Consider the following 18,142-nt stretch of genomic DNA (forward strand, 5'->3'; position numbering starts at 1 on the left):
TTTCCATCCAGGATTTCCATCCAGTTTACGGCTTCACGCTGGCCCGGCCAGCGTGAACGGGCCGGTGTTGCCCTGAAAAACGGACTTACCCATGACCAACCGCGTACAAAAAGACAGCAAAGTAATCCGTACTTCCCACAAAAAGGCACCGTCCCGGTTGTGCCCGGTAAGTGCTGCGCTCCTTTCCGTATTTGCACTGGGTCCGGTATGGGCAGACGAAGCAGCCCAGGCCAAGCCGATCCAGGTGGCGGCCGTCGAATTCAACCAGGATTTCCTGAACGGCCCGAACAGCCCGGCGGCCAGCAAGCTCGATATCAGCCGCTTCAACAAGGGCAATGTCGCGCTGCCCGGTGATTACCGCGCTGCGCTGTACGTCAACCAGATGTGGATCGGCGTGGTGGAAGTGCCGCTGCGGGAACTGCAGAAAGGCTCCGGCAACGTTCAGCCCTGTTTCAGTCGTGACTTGCTGGAACGCATGGGGGTTGATCTCAATCGGCTGAGCCCCATTGCGCAAGCCAAACTGCAGGCACAGGCGGGCGCATCCTGTCTGGTGCTGCCGGACTTGGTGGATGGGGCCTTTGCCACCTTTGACAACGGTGAACAACGACTGGATGCCAGCGTCCCGCAGGCATTTTTGAACCGTAGCGCGCGTGGTTATGTTGACCCGCAGTACTGGGATGACGGCATCCCGGCCGCCACGTTGCAGTACAACGCCAACGTGTTCCACAGCGCGGGTGATAATAACTCCTCCTCGACCCAGAGCTATCTGGGCCTGAACGCCGGTCTGAATGCCGGTCCGTGGCGCTTGCGCTACAACGGCAACGTCACCCACAACACGGGTGGCGACACACATTACCAGAGCATCCAGAGCTACGCCCAGCGCGGGTTTGCCGACATCAAGAGCCAGCTCACGGTCGGGGATTCGTTCACCGACGGCAGCGTGTTTGACAGCTTTGGTGTGCGCGGTATCCAGCTGGCCAGCGATGACCGCATGTACCCCGAGTCACAGCGCGGCTATGCGCCGACGGTACGCGGCATCGCCAACAGCAATGCCCGGGTGCAGATCCGCCAGAACGGCAACATCATTTACGAAACCACCGTCGCGGCCGGGCCGTTTGAAATCAATGACCTGTACCCGACCGGTTACGGTGGCAACCTGGACGTGATCGTCACCGAGGCCGACGGCAGCCAGCATGTGTCGTCCGTGCCCTACGCATCGCCGGTCAACGCCCTGCGCCCCGGCATTACCCGTTACAGCGCATCGGTCGGCCAGTACCGCAACACCAGTATCCGCAGCACGCCGTTCGTGTTTGAAACCAACGCCCAGCACGGTTTCAGCAACTTGTTCACGGGCTACGGCGGCACCATCGTGGCGGAAGATTATATTTCTGCAGCCGTCGGTGTGGCACTCAATACTGAATACGGGGCATTTGGTCTGGATATCACCGACGCCTCTGCCAGCTTCAGAAACCAGCCGGATCACAACGGCCAGAGTGCGCGGGTGTCATATTCCCGGTTGTTTTCCCCCACCAATACCAACCTGACGCTGGCGGCGTATCGCTATTCCACCAGTGGCTTCCTGAGCTACACCGATGCAATGTCCCTGCGCGACCTGGACGACCGCAATCTTGGGTCTTTCATGTCCGGTATCCAGAAAGGCCGACTGCAGCTAACCCTGAACCAGAGCCTGGAAAAATGGGGTTCGGTCTACGTGTCCGGCTACACCCAGAACTACTGGAACAAAGCCACCCGTGATACCCAATATCAGGCGGGTTACAACGTCAGCATGGGGCGGGTGGGGGTCGGTGTGTCCGCCTCGCGCGAGTTCGACGTCAATTCAGCCCGCTGGAACAACCGCTACATGCTCAACCTGAGCCTGCCGCTGGGTACCGGCGCTTACGCCCCGAGCTCCAACACCAGTTATACGCATGACACACGCGATGGCAGCAACCAGCTGCAGGAAAGCGTCACTGGGTCGCTGGGTAAAGACCGCGAGTTCAACTACGGCATCAACGCCAGCCGCACCAGTGGCGGCATGGCGGGTAGCAGCAATACCTTTGGCGGCAATGTCGGCTATCTCAGTCCGGTCGCCCAGTTGCGCGCCAGCGCCAGCCGCAGCAACGGCTACACGCAGACCAGCGCAGGGATGTCGGGTGGCATCGTCGCGTGGCAGGGCGGGGTGGCGGTTACGCCAAACACTGGCGACACCATGGCCATCATCGACGCCAAAGACGCAGCGGGTGCCCGCGTCGCCACCGCGCCGGGCGTGCGGGTCGATCCGTGGGGCCATGCCCTGGTCAGCAATCTGACGCCGTTCTCAATGAACAACGTCGAGCTGGACCCCAAAGGCCTGCCAATGGGTGTGCAACTGAAGACCACGGAAATGCATGTCGCGCCGACTGCCGGTGCCGTCGTCAAACTCAAGTTCGACACCGTCAACGCTGGCAAGGCACTCATCATCCGGACCAAACGCGCCAACGGCGAAGCGCTGCCCTTCGGGGCCGAGGTGCTGGACGGCGCTGGCAACAACGTCGGTTCGGTCGCACAAGGTGGCCGCATCATGACTTACGGCCTGAAGCAGGATCAGGGCGAGCTGACGGTCAAGTGGGGCGAGGGTAAAGGCAACTCTTGTTCGCTGGGTTACAGCATTCCCAAGGCTGGCGAGGGCAAGCAGGCACCGTATTACTTTACTGATGGCGAGTGCCGGTAATGCAGGCACACACATCCGTATGTGTGTGGACTGGAATAGAACAACACTGCATTAACCGTCACGCACTGTCGCTGATTACGAATGATGCACGCGGGTGCGGCAAGCGCTCCACAACGAGGTTTTAACTATGAAACGTAACCATTTTCGAGGGTGCCAAGGTATTGCTATGAAATACCGGGGATATTTGACGCGTTATTACGCGACAACTTGCCAATCAGGCCGTTCGCTGTTTACCCGGCTAGGTACCTGGTGTGCGCTCCTGGCCCTGACCTTGGTGCCCGCTATTGCGCATGCAGATTGCACAAGCTCACTCGGCGGCAGTGCCCCGCTGGTAGTCTTGGTGCCCGGGTTTACGATAAATACCGATCCCAGCGTCCCGATCGGCACTGTTCTTGGAACCAGTACACAGAATTGGTCAGCAACCAATCCCAGTGCTTATTTTACGTGTACGGCTTTGATGCCGCAGTCATCCTACAACGGCAGTGGAAATTATCTCGGGACGGTGGGGGGAACGACAAACGTATATTCGACGAGTCTTCCGGGAATAGGTGTCCAGTTATCCTTTTTTGGCTCATCGCAATTTCCCCTCCAGATGAGCGGAACCCCCGTATCGCCCTATCACTATGCGCCCAATCCTTCGTATTCACTCACCATCAAGCTGGTCAAGACGGGGTTTATCCCTGCAGGTGGCGCCATCACCGGAGAGATAGGTCAAGGCTGGATATCCGACGCAAGCGGCGGCAATCAATTTCAATACGCATCCATTCAGCTGTCGTCCAGCATTATTTTTATCCCGACAACGCCAACATGCATAGTGACAGCACCGCCCGTCTCGCTGGGTGTCATTACCATTGGAACCACCTTGAGGAATATTGGTGATACATCAGCTGCCCAGAACTTTAACGTCACACTGGTATGTTCCGGGGGAACCGGTGGTAAAACGACCAACATTTATGCCACGTTGACGGACCAGCAAAATCCGGGCAATGCATCTAATCAATTGTCACTGACCAACACCTCTGTGGCTACCGGGGTGAAGATCCAGATTCTGAACGGTGCAACTGTTTTGAGTTATGGCCCTGATTCTAATGTTGCTGGTAATACCAACCAGTGGTTGGTACAAAATGCGGTCGGGAATACAACGCTCACCATTCCGTTGTCCGCACGCTATATCCAGACAGCGGCTTCCCCAACACCGGGGAGTGCGAATGGCATAGCAACAATGACATTGAGTTATCAATAATTTGTTCTGAATGCCTGCGCATAAGTGAATTGACTTTTTGGTGGCTGGCTATATCGAGATACTCATTAGGCTACTTTTAATTTTTAAGTAAATGCAGGTCCAGATTTTTTGGGGGTAATTGAAGATGAAAACGATTAAATATATTACTGCAGCACTGGCGCTGGCCGCTACGGGTTCTACATTCGCCGCAGACGTTACACTTAACTTTACCGGCACCCTCATTCTCCCGACATGTTCGGTGAGCACGGGCACGGCCAACCAGACCATTCCACTGGGTACCGCCAGGACAACCGATTTTGCCGCAGTGGGTTCTACCCAGAACCCGGCTGCTTTTGAAATTGATTTGCAAAATTGCCAGAGCGGCACCAATGTCGCGATGACCGTGAGCGGTACCCAGGTCGGGGCGAACGTTGGCGTGCTGGTCAGTACCGGTAGCGCTGTAGGTGTGGGTGTGCAACTGCTGACTACGGCCACTGTCGGTGCCACCACTGGCACCCCGCTGGCACTGAACAGTGCCATTTCCAGGGGTGTTGTTTCTGGTACGTCAATGACGATTCCGCTGGCGGCGCAAATGTATCGTACCGGGACCATGTCAGCGGGGGACGTTGCCGCGATTGCCACGGTCAACTTTACCTACAACTAAGAGCAAGCTCGCAACATAAAAACACCGCCGCCTGGCGGTGTTTTTTTTGGGCGACATGACGTCTGCCCATCGCACAGCGTCGCTTGTTTATCTCCAGATCAGTTGCAGCAGCCTGCACCGCGTCGCGTGCTCCCCCGAGCCACCTAACCGCCTATATCCTGAATCCCCGGCTCAATTGCCGTCTTTTTTCCCGAACCAACTCCGCCGCTGTCGTCGCCTTGACATGATGTCTATGACATCGGTATTTGCTGCAGGGGTGGCCATTTTTAAGGGATCGCTGATTAAGAAAAATCCTAGGCATCTGCAAGATACGGCTTGGTCCTGAACAACCTTTTCTGGTTTCAGGCGTGAGCAAATCTGATCGTGTGAAGCCTGCCGTGTCCCAGCCCTTTATCGCAACAAGCCTTCTTTACCCATTTGTGTATCCGCTGCCGGAATCCCGCGTCAGTGCGCTTCAAGACGCACAACCGGTCGGTTATGAGGGCATCACGATACTGACGAGTTGGGTTGCCAGGCCAAAGCGCGATTCAACGCTGCTGGCGCTGCGTTCGCGCGTGGCCGCATGAGTAGCGGGGAGCTGACATGCGCAAGCTGCTGACCTTGGGAAAATGGAAAACACTATCGTTAAGCATGCAGCAAATTCGCATGCTGATGTGGTGTCTGACCATCGCTGTGGGTGGCTTGGTGCTGATGGTGATTGCTGTGGTGGTGCAACAGAAAGTAGACCACAGCGTCGCGCAACTGGCCGCCACTTTCGGGCAGCAGAGCCAGGAGGCCGCCCGCCGCGTGGATATTGCCCGGCAACAGGCTGGCAATCTTGCATCCATGCTGGAGCACTTGAGCGATCTGGATCACGGCGGCCAGCCCAGGGATGTTGAGGCTCGCCGCTTGATAGAAAATCTGCGTGATGGTGGAGATGGTCAATATCAGGCGCTGCCAGCGTATCCGGATGGCGGCGCTACGGCAGGCCCCACCGAAACCGGCACGCTCTCTACGCTGCTGTCATTTTGCTGGCGGATCAATGGTGCGCAGTACAGAGACCTGCGTAACGCCTACATTGTGGGGCTGCGATCGGACCAGTTTTATGTTATTCCCCGTCGGCACGGCGAGGCCCAGGTGCATCTGAGCGATGACGCATGGCGCCAGCGTTACGCCAGCCAGATTTTGGCGCGTGTTCGCTCAACAGCCATTCTGCAAGCCCTGTATGCCGATCCCGATAGCGTGATCATGCTGGAACCGATGGTAGACCCGCTCAGCGGCAAACCTGTGGTCACGCTGGTTGCGCTCGTGCAAAGGCATGATATTCCAGTCGCCCTGCTGGCCATCGATGTCCCCGTGTCGACCTTCCTGGCAGATCAACACTTGTTACCCGGTTTTGGCATGGTCTTGCCTGACGGCAAAGGCACGCTGAGCGACTCTGAAACGCTTGACCCGGTATTGCAACGGATTACCGAGCGCGCAGTGCAGGCGGTCAATATCGATAACGACGGTACTTGGGTCTGGCTGGGCCGGTTGCACTGGTCAGTGCTCTTCAAGCGGACCGAGGGCGACTTGCAAACGCAGGCTGCGTTACCCGCAAGCCTGATCTGGTCAAACTTGCGTTCTTCGGTACTGCTATTGCTGGGGCTGGGATTGAGCGGAATCGGGCTGATGGTGGTCTGGATCATGCAGATCGACCGGCGCATTTTGCGGCCCACCTTGCGCCAGTCGGCGTTGATGCAGGAAAGCGAAGCCTTCAACCGCGGAGTGGTGCAAATTGCCCCGGTCAGTTTGATGATCGCCCAACGAGATAACGGAAAAATCCTCAAACGTAACGTCCTGGCCCGCAAACTGGCTGATGATGCCGCTGAGGGAGAAGTGCAGCGCCTGATCGGTCTGTGTCAGGCGGCTGCGCCCTCTGTGGATAGCCAGAATGAAACGGTTCAGTTCGAAGTTGAACTGGCCTGCATGCAGGGCGAACCGCGCTACCTGGAAGTACGCCTCGTCGCCAGCATTTACCAGGGTATGGCGGCCTTGTTGATTACGTTGAACGATTGCACCGTGGCGCGCAATTCCGAGATACAGCTCAAACAAGCCGTCGCCGCAGCGGCCGAGGCCAATCGTGCCAAATCAGCGTTTCTTGCCACCATGAGCCATGAAATCCGCACGCCATTAAACGGCATGCTGGGCGGCATTGAACTGCTGGACATGACTGAACTGGATGGGCAGCAACGCAGCCGGCTAGATGTGCTCAAACGTTCTTCGGACTCGCTGCTGAACACCATTAATGACGTCCTGGACTTCAGCAAGATTGAAGCCGGGCAAATGGTGATCCGGCCGCAACCTTGTAACCTGGTCGATCTGGTTGAGGGTGTAGCCCGCAACTTCGGCGAAATTGCCCTGGCCAAAGGTATCGAATTCTATTGCGTTATCGACCCATTGTTCCGCGGCGAAATCATGATCGACGGCGCACGGCTGGAACAGATCCTCAATAACCTGGTGGGCAACGCACTCAAGTTTACCGAGCGTGGCAAGGTCGTGATCAACGTTGCGTCGGTGATGGAAAACCATGTGCCCCGGCTGGAAATCAAGGTGCTCGATACCGGCATAGGTATCAGTCCGGAAGACCAGAAACGGCTGTTTACGCCGTTTGTACAGGTAGAACAATCAGACTCCCGACGTTACGGCGGCACGGGTTTGGGGCTCTCCATCTGCAAACGGCTGTTGGCCTTGATGGATGGCGAAATCCATCTCATGAGTGAAGCGGGCTTTGGTTCCTGTTTCCGCTTGAGCCTGCCATATGACGAACTCCACGGCTCGCTGGATCATGACGTGCCAATGCAATTGCGCGGTATTACCGTTCGACTGGCGTTGGCCCTGCCCGAAATGAAAGCCGACGTAGAACGCTGGTTACGCTGGCACCATGCCCAAGTCATCGATGCAGGCTCACCCTACAAAGGCAACGCCATTTTGCTGACCGATACCCACCTGGCGTCGCAGCATCCAGCTGCAAACATTGTCCTGGCGCCCGGTGTGATGCCCAGATCAGCGCAGCGAGCGGTCAGCGTGTCCTGGTTGAACCGCAATGGCCTCATCCTGGCTGTCATGAAAGCGGCTGGTCGTGCCCCAAGCCAGGCCGAGGCATTGCAAGCGCCGCAGCACAGGACGGCGCGGCGTCAGCTGCGGGTTTTGCTGGTTGAAGATCACCCGGTCAACCAGATCGTGATGCGAGGCCAACTGGAGGCGCTGGGCCAGACGGTGGACCTGGCCGGTGATGGTCTTGCCGCACTGGAGCAAATTCACCAGGCCGCTTATGACTTGATCATTACCGATATCCAGATGCCACGTATGGATGGCTACACCTTGGTGCGGGCGTTGCGCGCACAAGGCATAACGGTGCCCATTATCGCCATTACCGCCAATGTTTATCGCGATGAACAAGAACGTTGCCGTGCGGCCGGAGTGGACTATTTTCTGACCAAGCCCGTACAGACCGAGGCCTTGCGTGCGCTGCTCGACCAAATGCCAGCCGCCTCCGTTCCGCCGGTTAATGTGCCTGCCAAACCATCGACCGTTCTACCTTGGGAGTTGATGGTTCGTAGCCTGGAAGCCGACATAGCCACGCTGCAACAAGCGTTCGCCGCCAATGACAAGGTCGCAATGCAACAGCGGTTGCATGCATTGGCCGGTGCGCTGGCAGTCGTGGGCTACGACCCCCACAGCCGCCAATGCCGCAGCCTGGAGAAAAAGCTGGCACATCAGGAAATGGACTCCGCGGGCTTCAACGCATGTTGGTTAACCGTGCAAGCCCGGCTGCAAGAACTGCTTTCCCGCATGCGGACCGAAGCAAGTACCCAACCGGCCTGAATCATGAAACAGGGCATTCATTTGACCTGGCGTACCCGGCGGTATTGCGGGCAGCGCACCGAATACCTACCTAGCAGAGGCCTCGGCCTGGAGTAATTTGCATTATGAAAACCAGACTCGTCATCGCCGATGATCATCCCATGGTTATCCTGGGCGTAATGGCCGCGCTTGCGGATGATTCAAACATCGAAGTTTGCGGCACGGCAACCAGTTCAACCGATTTGGTCGTCTTGTTGCAGCAACAAAAGCCAGACGTGTTGATTTGCGATTTTCAAATGCCGGATGGCAAGTACGGCGATGGCATGAATTTGATTTCTCATCTCAAGCGCCATTTTCCTGAATTGCGGATCATCATTCTGACGATGATGACCAACCCGCCGATACTCAATGAAATTTTGAAAGCTGGTGTGGAAGGGTTGCTGTTGAAAGGTTGCAGTGCAGACGAAATGCGGGCGGCCGTCAGATCGGCGTGTGGTGGGCATTATTATTTGAGCAAGACCACGCTGGCGCAACTGAACATGCGGCCTGGGGCGGAGCCAAATACCACTGCGCACGTGAGCGTAAAAGAACTCGAAGTACTGCGTTTATATGTGAACGGGCTGTCTGTTTCAGAAATCGCAAGAAAGCTCTGTCGCAGTATCAAAACCATCAGCAGCCAAAAGCAAAGCGCCCAGCGCAAATTGGGAATAAACAATGAAAAAGAGCTCTACGAATACGCACAAAGCCAGGGCCTGACGGGTTCACATTAAAAAATGGAAAACCAAGAACCTGGATGAAACTGGTCGACCAGCCCGGAATCTCTCGAGGGAAAATGCCAGCTTCAAACGGACGTTGCCAAGCGCTCGTACGGAATCACACCGGCAGACACAAGCGTAAAAAACAACAAAAGCCTCACAACTGTGGGGCTTTTTACTGTCAGGGGCGGCTAACAGTAGGCTCCGCGCTGGACCTGCTAAAATGGGCGGCCAATGACCCAACCGGTTTCGCCTAGCCGTCAGCCCATGCCCAACCCTTTGCTCACCGCCCGTCCGGTCGTCAAATTTCTGCGCTATGCCTATCGCTATAGCCACGGTGCAGACATGCGCCACAACGCCCCGATCTGGCCGTACGTGAAGCTGCAGCGTGACGCGCGCGGGCGACTGACTGGTTGTACAGTACGCGGCGCCACGCAGCCGGCGCTGGTTAATCTGGACACGCTACCGCGTGATGCCAGCGGTCCTTGTCACCTGATCCTCAGTGGCCCATCGGTGGCCCAGATCGACTACAACCAGTTGTCGCTGCCGCACGCTATGGGGGTGAATGGTTCAATCGCTTTGCGGGAACGCTACCCTCAACTGCGCTTTGACTATTACGCCATGCTTGATGCCGGTTTTGTGCGCAAACGCCAGCATCTGGTCCGGCAGATTCTGGGTGAAGACCTGCTGTTGTTTGTCACGCCCGAGGTATTGCGCTGGATTGTGCATCTGTTCGAGCCTGCGCAAATTGTCTGCCGCATTGCGGTGTTTGAAGAAGTGCACCAGCGCGTCGGCTTGCGTAAACCCACGCCCGAGCAGCTTGAGGCCGAATTCAAAGACGACACTGAACTGGTGCTGTTCGACGCCTGGAACGAAGTCCACGCCCATGGCTTCAGCTTTGATATCACGCGCGGCCTGTTTGGCGGTGGCACGGTTGCGTATTCAGCGTTGCAGTTTCTGGTGTGGCTGGGTTATCGGGAAATCTATATCCACGGGCTGGATCTGTCCGAGGCCAACACCACGCCGCGTTTTTATGAAACGGCGGGCAAGCAACTGGGCAGCGCGTTGTCCCGACAGTTTGTCGGGCACATTCAACCGGCCTTCAGCGATGCGGCGGCGCTGCTCAAGGCCCGAAACGTACAGGTGTATAACCTTTCCCTGGACAGCGCGTTAAGCGAAGACATTTTTCCCAAACTGGACTGGCACACCTTGATTCCCTCCTCACTCGCACCGCGAAGCGAGTCCTGACGCATGCGCCTTTCAGTCATCCTGATTACCAAAAACGAAGAGGCGAATCTGCGCGATTGTCTCGCATCTGTAGCCTTTGCCGACCAGATCGTCGTGGTGGATTCCGGCAGTACCGATGGCTCAGTTCAGCTGGCCCGTGAATTGGGTGCGCTGGTACTCGAGACCGACTGGCCCGGTTTTGGCCCACAGAAAAACCGTGCTCTCGATCTGGCTGACGGTGACTGGGTCTTGTCGATTGATGCCGACGAACGCGTCACGCCTGAACTGGCCGCCGAAATTGCGCAAATTCTGGCCAGCCCAAAGTTCGATGCCTACGAGATCCCCCGGTTATCCAGCTACTGCGGGCGGTTTATTCGTCATAGCGGCTGGTGGCCTGATCCGGTACTGCGCTTGTTCCGGCGCGGTACAGCGCGCTTTACCGATGTAGCGGTGCACGAACGCGTGGCATTTAGCGGGCCGATCGGGCGATTGCATAATCACTTGCTGCATTACACCTATCCCGATCTGGAAAGTGCGCTCAATAAAATGAACCGCTATTCCACGGATGCTGCCAACGCCATGTTTGCGCGAGGCAAGCGTGCTTCACTGGGCGGCGCGATATTGCGCGGGTTCTGGACCTTTGTACGTATTTATCTGCTGCGCCGCGGCTTTCTGGACGGACGAGAAGGCTTTTTGCTGGCTGTGGCCGCAGGAATCGGCAATTTCTATCGTTATGCCAAACTGGCCCAACTTTACCGGCAGCCCAAAGCATGAAAATTCTCGAAATGGATTTCGAAGCCGGTTGGCGCGGTGGTGAGCGGCAAACATTTTTGTCGATGCAGCAGTTCCGGGCCGAAGGCCATCAAGTCGAATTGCTCTGCCGCAAAGGCGGCATGATCGCCGAACGTGCGCGCGCTGAAGGCTATGCCGTGCACGACTATCGCTGCTTGCTGGGCGTATTGAGTTTTCTGGCGGTGCAGGGCGAGGGCTATGACATTCTGCACGCCCAAACCGGCCATATGCTCAGCTGGGCCGTGCTGACCAAATTATTTCATCAAAAACCGGTCGTTTATTCGCGGCGGGTGGCGTTCCAGCTGCGCGGCCTGTTAACCCGCTACAAATATCGCAAGGCCGATCAGGTAGTGGCAATCAGTGAGGCCTGCGCTGACAGCGTGCGGGCGCTGGGCGTGCATGACATCATGATCATTCCTTCCGCTGTTTTGCCGGTGGTCCCCGACGCGCAACGCATTGCCGATCTGGCGCAGCGGCTGGGTGTAAACGGACGCAAGGTGGTGGCAACGACCTCCGCGCTGGCTGAAGACAAAGACCCGTTGATGCTGGTGGATGCCATCGCCGCAGTGCGTAAACAGCGCGATGACTTTGTATTCATCCATTTCGGTGCTGGGGCGATGGAAGCCGAGGTCCGCGCCCGTGTGTCAGCGCTGGGGCTGGCCGATACATTTTTGTTCGCAGGCTATCAGCAACAGGTCGAAGCGTTGTTTGGCCTGTTCGATGTATTCGTAATGAGTTCGCGTGAGGAAGGGCTCGGCAGCAGCGTGCTGGATGCCTTTAGTGCGCGGATTCCGGTAGCATCCACCGACGCTGGCGGCCTTAAAGAGGTGCTGGCGGATGACCGCGGGCTGCTAAGCCCGGTTGCCGATGCCACTGCCTTGGCGCTCAATATTGCGCGCTTGCTCGATAAACCAACCTGGATCAATACCATGACCGACAAAGCCCATGCTTATGTCAGCAGCGTGCACAGCGTCGGCACCATGGCGAACGCATACCTTAATCTGTTTACCCAACTACAGCGTGCATCTCGATGAGTCGATCCAATCCAGCTGCAAACCTGTTTTGCGGCACCATTGTGTTGCTGGTGGCGCTTTTGCCTGCGCTGGCGCTGGCCACAAGATCCGCCAGCTCCACTCTGTTTTACCTGCTGCTTTTGTTCAGTCTGGTCACTCTGGCTACCCGCAAAACGGTGCGAGTTAGCTGGCGCGAGATGTGGCGGGACTACAAACTGCTGATTATTGCCTTTAGCTTGCCAACTTTGTCTTTGCTGGCGACCAGTGCCTGGCATCAGAACTGGAGCAGTTCGGATTTCGAAAAAGTGCTGCGTTTCGCGCTCACCATACCGGTATTCTGGTTATTGCTGCAGGTAAGAGACGACCTGTTGCGGCACGTGCAGTGGGGGTTGATTGTCGGGGCTTTATCCGGCGCCTTCATGATTATTGTGGTCATGAAAATCATGGGACTCGATCGCGGTTATCTGACATCCATTGGCACCAACTACAACGCGGTTTCATTTGCCAATGTGGTCATGCTGGCCGGGCTCTCAACGCTACTGACCTTGGGCTGGCAGCTGACGCGTTTCAAGCGGGCTGAGCAGATCATCAAGATATTCACCGGCCTCGCCTGTTTTTATGCGGTGCTGATTTCGGAAACCCGCAGTAGCTGGATGGTCATCCCCATCTGCGCTTTTATCGCATTCACTACCTTCACGCATTTCCGGGCACGCTGGGGTGTAGTGGCATTGCTGCTGGCGCTCGTGTTGCTGGGGTTATTGGCCTGGATTAATCCCACGCTGCATGAACGCACCATGGTTGGGGTCAAGGATATCCAGAGCTTTATTAATGGCAGCGATCTGGATACGTCGCTGGGCATCCGCTTACAGCTGTGGCGCGCTGCATTGCATATGTTCATGTTGCAACCGTTGTTCGGCGTGGGTGGCGGAGGCGAGTTCTCGCTTATGCTGCACAAGTTTGTACCTCTGCATATTGTGACGCCCGGCGTGGCTGGAGATTTCGGCGAGCCACATGACGATTTTCTGTCCGCGCTTTCCTGCTACGGCATACTTGGATTCACTGCCATTTGCGCCATCTACTTTGTGCCCGCCTGGTATTTCTGGCGTCGTCGCACCACGCCAGACCTTAACATTCGCGTTGCGGCCAGTCTGGGGCTCATGCTGTGTTGCTGTTTCGCCTTGTTCAGCCTGAGTGAATTGATGTTCCGTGGCATGCGCACCGTACCCGTCTATACCGTGTTGATTGCTGCATTTCTTGCGCTCTCGCATCCGCGGCGTAACGTGACAGCGGCTCCGCCGTCTGTGACTTGAACAAGATTGATCGCATGAATTCTCCATCGCACGCCAGCGCCCGTACCGTTCCGGTATTGATGTATCACCACGTCTCGCCATCCCCCGGCCCGATTACGCTGTCACCGGAACATTTTGACGCGCAAATGCGCTGGCTGGCGCAGGCCGGTTACACCACGCTCGATACCGCCGCGTTCGCCGGGTTTCTGGCGGGTGAGCCAGTCCCGGAGAAATCCGTACTGCTGACTTTTGACGACGGTTATCTGGATAACTACGTTTATGGTCACGCTGCGTTGCAACGGCATGGTTTGAATGCGGTGATGTTTCTGGTGACTGGCTGGATGGGCGACGGTCCGGTTCGCGCCACGCAGGGGCAGGGTGCGTTACCGGCAACACCGGCGCATGGCGAATGCGAACAACTTATTGCCAGCGGCCATGCCGACGACGTCATTGTGCGCTGGAGCGAAATCGAAAGCATGCGTGCGGCGGGTACCTTCGAGTTTCACAGCCACACCCACACGCACACGCGCTGGGATAAACAATGCGCCAATGCCAGTGAAAAACGCGAGCGGCTGGCGCAGGACATCGCCCAGTCGCGCTCAAGGTTGCAACAGCGGCTGGGTGGCGTGTCCGATCATCTGTGCTGGCCGCAAGGCTATTTTGACGCCGACTACCAGCAGGTGGCGCGTGAGGCTGGCTTCAAGTATCTGTACACCACTCGCGATGATGCCCGTAATGTGCCGGGGACCGATCCTGCGCGGATCTGTCGCATCGGCGAGAAGGGGCGTGGTGCCGATTGGCTGGCGCAAAAACTGTGGCTAGTGCGCAATCCGCTGCTGGGCGGCGCGCATTACTGGCTCAAGCAACACCAGAAGAAAAAGCGCTGACCATTCACCCGACGGATTCCCGGATCTGTGGTGTTTAATCTTCTGGTTCCTTGCGAATCTGCGCGCCGCGCTCCACCAGCAACTGGCGCAGAATCGAGCGATGGCAGCGGTTCTCGTTTTCGCAATAGCAGCCCAAAGCAAAGTGGGTGGTGGCCGATAGCGCGGCCAGCAAGTCCAGAACCTTGCCAGCATCCCCGGTGTTGACCTCTGCCCGGAATTGCCGGGCAAAGTGCTCCCATTCCTTATCAGTAACCACGGCTTTGGCTTGCGCGACCAATTCGGCGCTGGGTGACAGATTGGGCAACCAGACGTCGTAGAAATCGCGGCTGCTGAATTCGGCTTTGGGTACGCCGCGCGGTGGGCGGCGCACCGTACCAATGCGCACACCTTCATCGGCGATTCGGGGCGTGCCCAATTGAACGATGCGGATAGTCATAAGTCGCTCCAGGTGCCGTCAGCTATCTGACGTTTGCCGGATCATAGCAAACCAGACCACTTCGATTGCGCGAGACGCCAGTCAACCCGCCGTCAAGGCCACTGGCTTTGGGCTGCGCCGGCTCTCATGCGACAATGCCGCGCGAACTGGTCAACAAGCCAGTTCAAAGTCCGCGCTGCAAACTCACCGCGCCAACACGGGAAATACTCAGCTTGAAGATTCTCTACACCAACTTTCACAACGGTGATGGCGGCGGTCATACCACCTACATCATGAATCTGGCGCGCGCTTTGGCGCCCCGGCATGAGATTTTTGTAGCGGCCCCGGCCAGCAGCCGTCTTTATCAGGCGGCGTCGGCCATACCGGGTGTGCAGGTAATCGATCTGGCCTTCAACAACCGCCTGCCCACCGTGTTGCGCACCACCAAAGCATTGCGTGGATTGATTGCCCGGCACGGCTTTGATGTCATTCATGTCAATGGTTCGGCCGATCACCGCATGGCCATGCTCGCCATCATTGGCAAGGGCAAACAGCGTCCACGCATTGTTTATACCAAGCACAATGACTTGCCGGTGACGGGTCTGGCCACCTGGCTCAAGGCGCGTTTTGCGACCGATTGCGTGATCTGCGTTTGCGAATACACCCGCCGCAAACTGGCGCAGACAGCCTATGCCCACGGCGCCTTGCGCGTGGTGTACAACGGCATCGATCTGGCCCGTTATGCGCCGCTGGATGCCGCTGCAACTCAGGCTGCACGGGCGCAATGGCTGCCAGCGAACGAACAACACGTGCTGGCTCTCGGTAGCAATGCGGGCACGCCGGATTACAAGGGCTGGCTGGACCTGGTTGAAGCGGTGTCCACGTTGCCTGATGATCTGCGCCGCCAGGTGCGTATCGTCATGGCTGGCGAAACGCCGTCCGCCCGCCAGGTGGAGCGTGTTGCGGCGTTGGGCATGACAGAACGAGTCACCTTCTCCGGTTTGCTGGACGACGTGCGCCCGCTGGTGGCGGCGCTGGATATCGGTTTTGTGATTTCGCATCAGGAAACCATCTCCTTTGCCTGCCGCGAAATGATGGCTATGGGCAAACCCGCGCTGGTATCGGATGTGGGTGGCCTGCCCGAAAACGTGACTCCCGGCGTTGATGGCTGGGTGGTGCCGGCGCGTAATCCTGCTGCTTTGGCGCAATGGTTGACCGGCATATTGGCCCAGCGCGACCAACTACCCGCCATGGCACACGCCGCGCGCGATAAAGCGGTGCGTGAATTTTCGCTCGATACCTTTGTGCAGGGCACCGAGCAGGTTTACCGCGATCTGCTCGCCGCACGCTAACGTTAGCCACAACCTACCTGACGATCAGACATCTTCCGGTCTCGACGCGCGCCACAAACGCCTATGATGAACGGCATGATGTCTATCCAGTTACCATTCAATGCCGCCTGAATCCGTCTCTAGTCCCAGCCTTTACTTCCAGGCCGACGCGCTGAAGGCACAGCGTTTACGCCACGCCCGGCTCTTTGCCACTGGCTTGCTACTGGTCATGGCGCTCATCTATCTGCTCTGTCTGCGCTATGAGCATGCAGCACCAGCGCTGGGTTATGTGGCGGCTTTTGCCGAGGCAGCCATGATTGGCGGCCTGGCTGACTGGTTTGCGGTTACGGCCTTGTTCCGTTATCCATTGGGCGTGCCCATTCCGCACACGGCCATCATCCCCAAAAACAAAAACCGTATTGCCGATAATCTGGGCAGTTTTATCGAAACGCACTTTTTGCAGCCAGAGCAATTACTGACGCGGATCGATGCCTTCAACCCGGCGCGGCGGCTGGCAATCTGGCTGGCTCGCCCCGGGGCCAAGCGCGAACTGACCGACCAGGCGGCGCATTTCTTTACCTTTGTGCTGGGCACGCTGGATGATGCGCGCCTGGCGGCCATTGCGCGTGATCTGGTGCTCAAAAGCGTCGCGCTGGCCGATTTCGGTGGCAGTGCAGCCATGCTGATCCAGCTGTTGCGCCAGGACAATCGCCACCAGCAGATACTTGATGGCGTTTTGCGGGAGTTACTGGCACAGCTGGAATCGCCCAAAACGCAGGCTTATCTCGCGGGGCTGATCGCCAAAGAGTTTGATGTACTGCGCTGGGTCGCGCTGGATGAAGCGGGTGGGCGTTATCTGGCGCGCAAGCTGGTATCCGCTGCGTTGCTGGAGATTGACCACGCACTGGTCCAGCCCGATCACCCGTTGCGCACCACGTTTGACCGGCAACTGGGCGAGTTGGCCGATAATCTGCAGAACGACGCGGCCATGCGCCAGAAACTGGAAAACTGGCGAGATGCACTACTGGCTTCGCCAGCGCTGCACGAGAAACTGGATGGTCTGTGGGGCACCTTGCTGGCCAGCCTGCAGCAAGATCTGACTGGCGAGAACTCGCAAATCCGCAGCCGCGTGGGCGCGGCCATCAAACAATTGGGGCTGCGGTTGCACGAAGATCGCGCCTTTGGCGAATGGCTCAATCAGCAATTGCGTGATTTTGCTTCGCGCTCGCTGGTGCGTTATCGCAGCGAAATTGGCCGGTTTATCGCTGACCAACTCAAGGCTTGGGACGACAAAGTGCTGGTCGAGCGGCTGGAACTGAACGTCGGGATTGATCTGCAATTCATTCGCGTGAATGGCACGCTGGTCGGCGGCCTGATTGGCTTGCTGATCTACTCCGCCCGCCACGGCCTCGGCTTTTAGCGGCGAGAATGGCTGTTCATGCCGCCTGTTTTAAACGGGCCCCTGCAGGCCATTGCGCATTGACCATCCCCGCGTGAAACGGGCAGGCTGTTGCTCCTTAATCGCCCTCACTTTGCATGACTTATGAAAGTTTCTCTCTGGCGCCACCTTATCAATATCTGGCCACCACTGTTGTTCGCCGGTATCCGCGTCGCCCGCGTGGCGCCGGATTTTCGGCAGGTCGTGGTAGAGCTGCGCTCGTACAAGATCAATCTGAACATCATGCGCTCGCACTTTGGCGGCAGCCTCTACGCCATGACCGACCCCTGGTATATGGCCATGTTGATGCAGAACCTGGGCAGCGATTACTACGTGTGGGATCGCCATGCCGACATCAACTTCCTGAGCCCCGGCTACGGCAAGGTGACCGCCGTCTTTAGTCTGGACGATGCGCAAATCGATGCTATCCGCGCGGCCACGGCCAACGGCGACAAACACCTGGCGCAGTTTCAGGTCGAAATCCACGACCAGACCGGCAAGCTGGTCGCCACTGTCGGCAAAACGGTGTACGTCCGCAAAAAACCGCACAAGCGTTAAGCCATGTAGCCCGGAT

The 18,142-nt window shown here is 57.5% G+C and carries 15 protein-coding genes; 14 read left to right on the forward strand and 1 reads right to left on the reverse strand.

Translation table 11 applies throughout. The features are described 5' to 3' along the window. Positions 1–91 precede the first annotated feature (91 nt). The 11 genes from P4L78_RS20655 to P4L78_RS20705 all read left to right on the forward strand — a co-directional run bounded on the left by P4L78_RS20655 (position 92) and on the right by P4L78_RS20705 (position 14,384). A complete protein-coding gene (locus P4L78_RS20655; protein ID WP_309330395.1) occupies positions 92–2,710 on the forward strand; it encodes a fimbria/pilus outer membrane usher protein in 2,619 nt (872 codons plus the stop codon). A 127-nt stretch (positions 2,711–2,837) separates the two neighbouring features. After that, positions 2,838–3,953 (forward strand): fimbrial protein, encoded by a 1,116-nt coding sequence (locus P4L78_RS20660; protein WP_309330397.1) that lies wholly within the window; start codon positions 2,838–2,840, stop codon positions 3,951–3,953. 124 nt (positions 3,954–4,077) lie between these two features. Beyond that, positions 4,078–4,596: a fimbrial protein gene (locus P4L78_RS20665; protein ID WP_309330399.1), complete on the forward strand. Its 519-nt coding sequence runs from the start codon at positions 4,078–4,080 to the stop codon at positions 4,594–4,596. A gap of 347 nt (positions 4,597–4,943) precedes the next feature. Beyond that, positions 4,944–5,162, forward strand: a complete 219-nt coding sequence (locus tag P4L78_RS20670; RefSeq protein WP_309330401.1) for a hypothetical protein — start codon at positions 4,944–4,946, stop codon at positions 5,160–5,162. Positions 5,163–5,178: 16 nt separating this feature from the next. Then, positions 5,179–8,442 (forward strand): ATP-binding protein, encoded by a 3,264-nt coding sequence (locus P4L78_RS20675; RefSeq protein ID WP_309330403.1) that lies wholly within the window; start codon positions 5,179–5,181, stop codon positions 8,440–8,442. Positions 8,443–8,546: 104 nt separating this feature from the next. Continuing rightward, positions 8,547–9,191 carry a response regulator transcription factor gene (locus tag P4L78_RS20680; RefSeq protein ID WP_309330405.1) on the forward strand — a complete coding sequence of 215 codons (645 nt, stop codon included), beginning with the start codon at positions 8,547–8,549 and terminating at the stop codon, positions 9,189–9,191. A 219-nt stretch (positions 9,192–9,410) separates the two neighbouring features. Beyond that, complete coding sequence (locus tag P4L78_RS20685) at positions 9,411–10,424, forward strand: hypothetical protein (protein WP_309330407.1); 1,014 nt, start codon at positions 9,411–9,413, stop codon at positions 10,422–10,424. Between the two features lie 3 nt (positions 10,425–10,427). Further along, a complete protein-coding gene (locus P4L78_RS20690) occupies positions 10,428–11,177 on the forward strand; it encodes a glycosyltransferase family 2 protein (RefSeq protein WP_283147480.1) in 750 nt (249 codons plus the stop codon). After that, positions 11,174–12,229 (forward strand): glycosyltransferase, encoded by a 1,056-nt coding sequence (locus tag P4L78_RS20695; RefSeq protein ID WP_309330409.1) that lies wholly within the window; start codon positions 11,174–11,176, stop codon positions 12,227–12,229. The genes P4L78_RS20690 and P4L78_RS20695 overlap by 4 nt, the downstream gene beginning before the upstream one ends. Next, positions 12,226–13,518 carry an O-antigen ligase family protein gene (locus P4L78_RS20700; protein ID WP_309330411.1) on the forward strand — a complete coding sequence of 431 codons (1,293 nt, stop codon included), beginning with the start codon at positions 12,226–12,228 and terminating at the stop codon, positions 13,516–13,518. Before P4L78_RS20695 ends, P4L78_RS20700 begins: the two co-directional genes overlap by 4 nt. Before the next feature lie 14 nt (positions 13,519–13,532). Continuing rightward, positions 13,533–14,384 (forward strand): polysaccharide deacetylase family protein, encoded by an 852-nt coding sequence (locus tag P4L78_RS20705; RefSeq protein ID WP_309330413.1) that lies wholly within the window; start codon positions 13,533–13,535, stop codon positions 14,382–14,384. A 34-nt stretch (positions 14,385–14,418) separates the two neighbouring features. Here the strand turns inward: P4L78_RS20705 and P4L78_RS20710 are convergent, their stop codons facing one another. Further along, positions 14,419–14,820: a DUF488 family protein gene (locus P4L78_RS20710; protein ID WP_309330415.1), complete on the reverse strand. Its 402-nt coding sequence runs from the start codon at positions 14,818–14,820 to the stop codon at positions 14,419–14,421. A gap of 134 nt (positions 14,821–14,954) precedes the next feature. Between P4L78_RS20710 and P4L78_RS20715 the strand changes: the two genes are divergently transcribed. The 3 genes from P4L78_RS20715 (at position 14,955) to P4L78_RS20725 (ending at position 18,126) form a co-directional block, all read left to right on the forward strand. Further along, positions 14,955–16,151 (forward strand): glycosyltransferase, encoded by a 1,197-nt coding sequence (locus P4L78_RS20715; RefSeq protein ID WP_309330417.1) that lies wholly within the window; start codon positions 14,955–14,957, stop codon positions 16,149–16,151. A 100-nt stretch (positions 16,152–16,251) separates the two neighbouring features. Further along, positions 16,252–17,550, forward strand: a complete 1,299-nt coding sequence (locus tag P4L78_RS20720) for a DUF445 domain-containing protein (RefSeq protein WP_309330419.1) — start codon at positions 16,252–16,254, stop codon at positions 17,548–17,550. 123 nt (positions 17,551–17,673) lie between these two features. Then, complete coding sequence (locus P4L78_RS20725) at positions 17,674–18,126, forward strand: DUF4442 domain-containing protein (protein WP_283147487.1); 453 nt, start codon at positions 17,674–17,676, stop codon at positions 18,124–18,126. Positions 18,127–18,142: the final 16 nt, after the last annotated feature.

It is taken from the genome of Silvimonas sp., assembly GCF_031291215.1.
In the GTDB taxonomy this organism is placed as follows: Bacteria; Pseudomonadota; Gammaproteobacteria; order Burkholderiales; family Chitinibacteraceae; genus Silvimonas; species Silvimonas soli.

Bases quoted from the DNA above. Each gene is read 5' to 3' on its own strand.
- P4L78_RS20655 (WP_309330395.1), top strand. From the start codon at position 92: ATGACCAACCGCGTACAAAAAGACAGCAAAGTAATCCGTACTTCCCAC.
- P4L78_RS20660 (WP_309330397.1), top strand. From the start codon at position 2,838: ATGAAACGTAACCATTTTCGAGGGTGCCAAGGTATTGCTATGAAATAC.
- P4L78_RS20665 (WP_309330399.1), top strand. From the start codon at position 4,078: ATGAAAACGATTAAATATATTACTGCAGCACTGGCGCTGGCCGCTACG.
- P4L78_RS20675 (WP_309330403.1), top strand. From the start codon at position 5,179: ATGCGCAAGCTGCTGACCTTGGGAAAATGGAAAACACTATCGTTAAGC.
- P4L78_RS20680 (WP_309330405.1), top strand. From the start codon at position 8,547: ATGAAAACCAGACTCGTCATCGCCGATGATCATCCCATGGTTATCCTG.
- P4L78_RS20685 (WP_309330407.1), top strand. From the start codon at position 9,411: ATGACCCAACCGGTTTCGCCTAGCCGTCAGCCCATGCCCAACCCTTTG.
- P4L78_RS20690 (WP_283147480.1), top strand. From the start codon at position 10,428: ATGCGCCTTTCAGTCATCCTGATTACCAAAAACGAAGAGGCGAATCTG.
- P4L78_RS20695 (WP_309330409.1), top strand. From the start codon at position 11,174: ATGAAAATTCTCGAAATGGATTTCGAAGCCGGTTGGCGCGGTGGTGAG.
- P4L78_RS20700 (WP_309330411.1), top strand. From the start codon at position 12,226: ATGAGTCGATCCAATCCAGCTGCAAACCTGTTTTGCGGCACCATTGTG.
- P4L78_RS20705 (WP_309330413.1), top strand. From the start codon at position 13,533: ATGAATTCTCCATCGCACGCCAGCGCCCGTACCGTTCCGGTATTGATG.
- P4L78_RS20710 (WP_309330415.1), bottom strand. From the start codon at position 14,820: ATGACTATCCGCATCGTTCAATTGGGCACGCCCCGAATCGCCGATGAA.
- P4L78_RS20715 (WP_309330417.1), top strand. From the start codon at position 14,955: ATGCCGCGCGAACTGGTCAACAAGCCAGTTCAAAGTCCGCGCTGCAAA.
- P4L78_RS20720 (WP_309330419.1), top strand. From the start codon at position 16,252: ATGCCGCCTGAATCCGTCTCTAGTCCCAGCCTTTACTTCCAGGCCGAC.
- P4L78_RS20725 (WP_283147487.1), top strand. From the start codon at position 17,674: ATGAAAGTTTCTCTCTGGCGCCACCTTATCAATATCTGGCCACCACTG.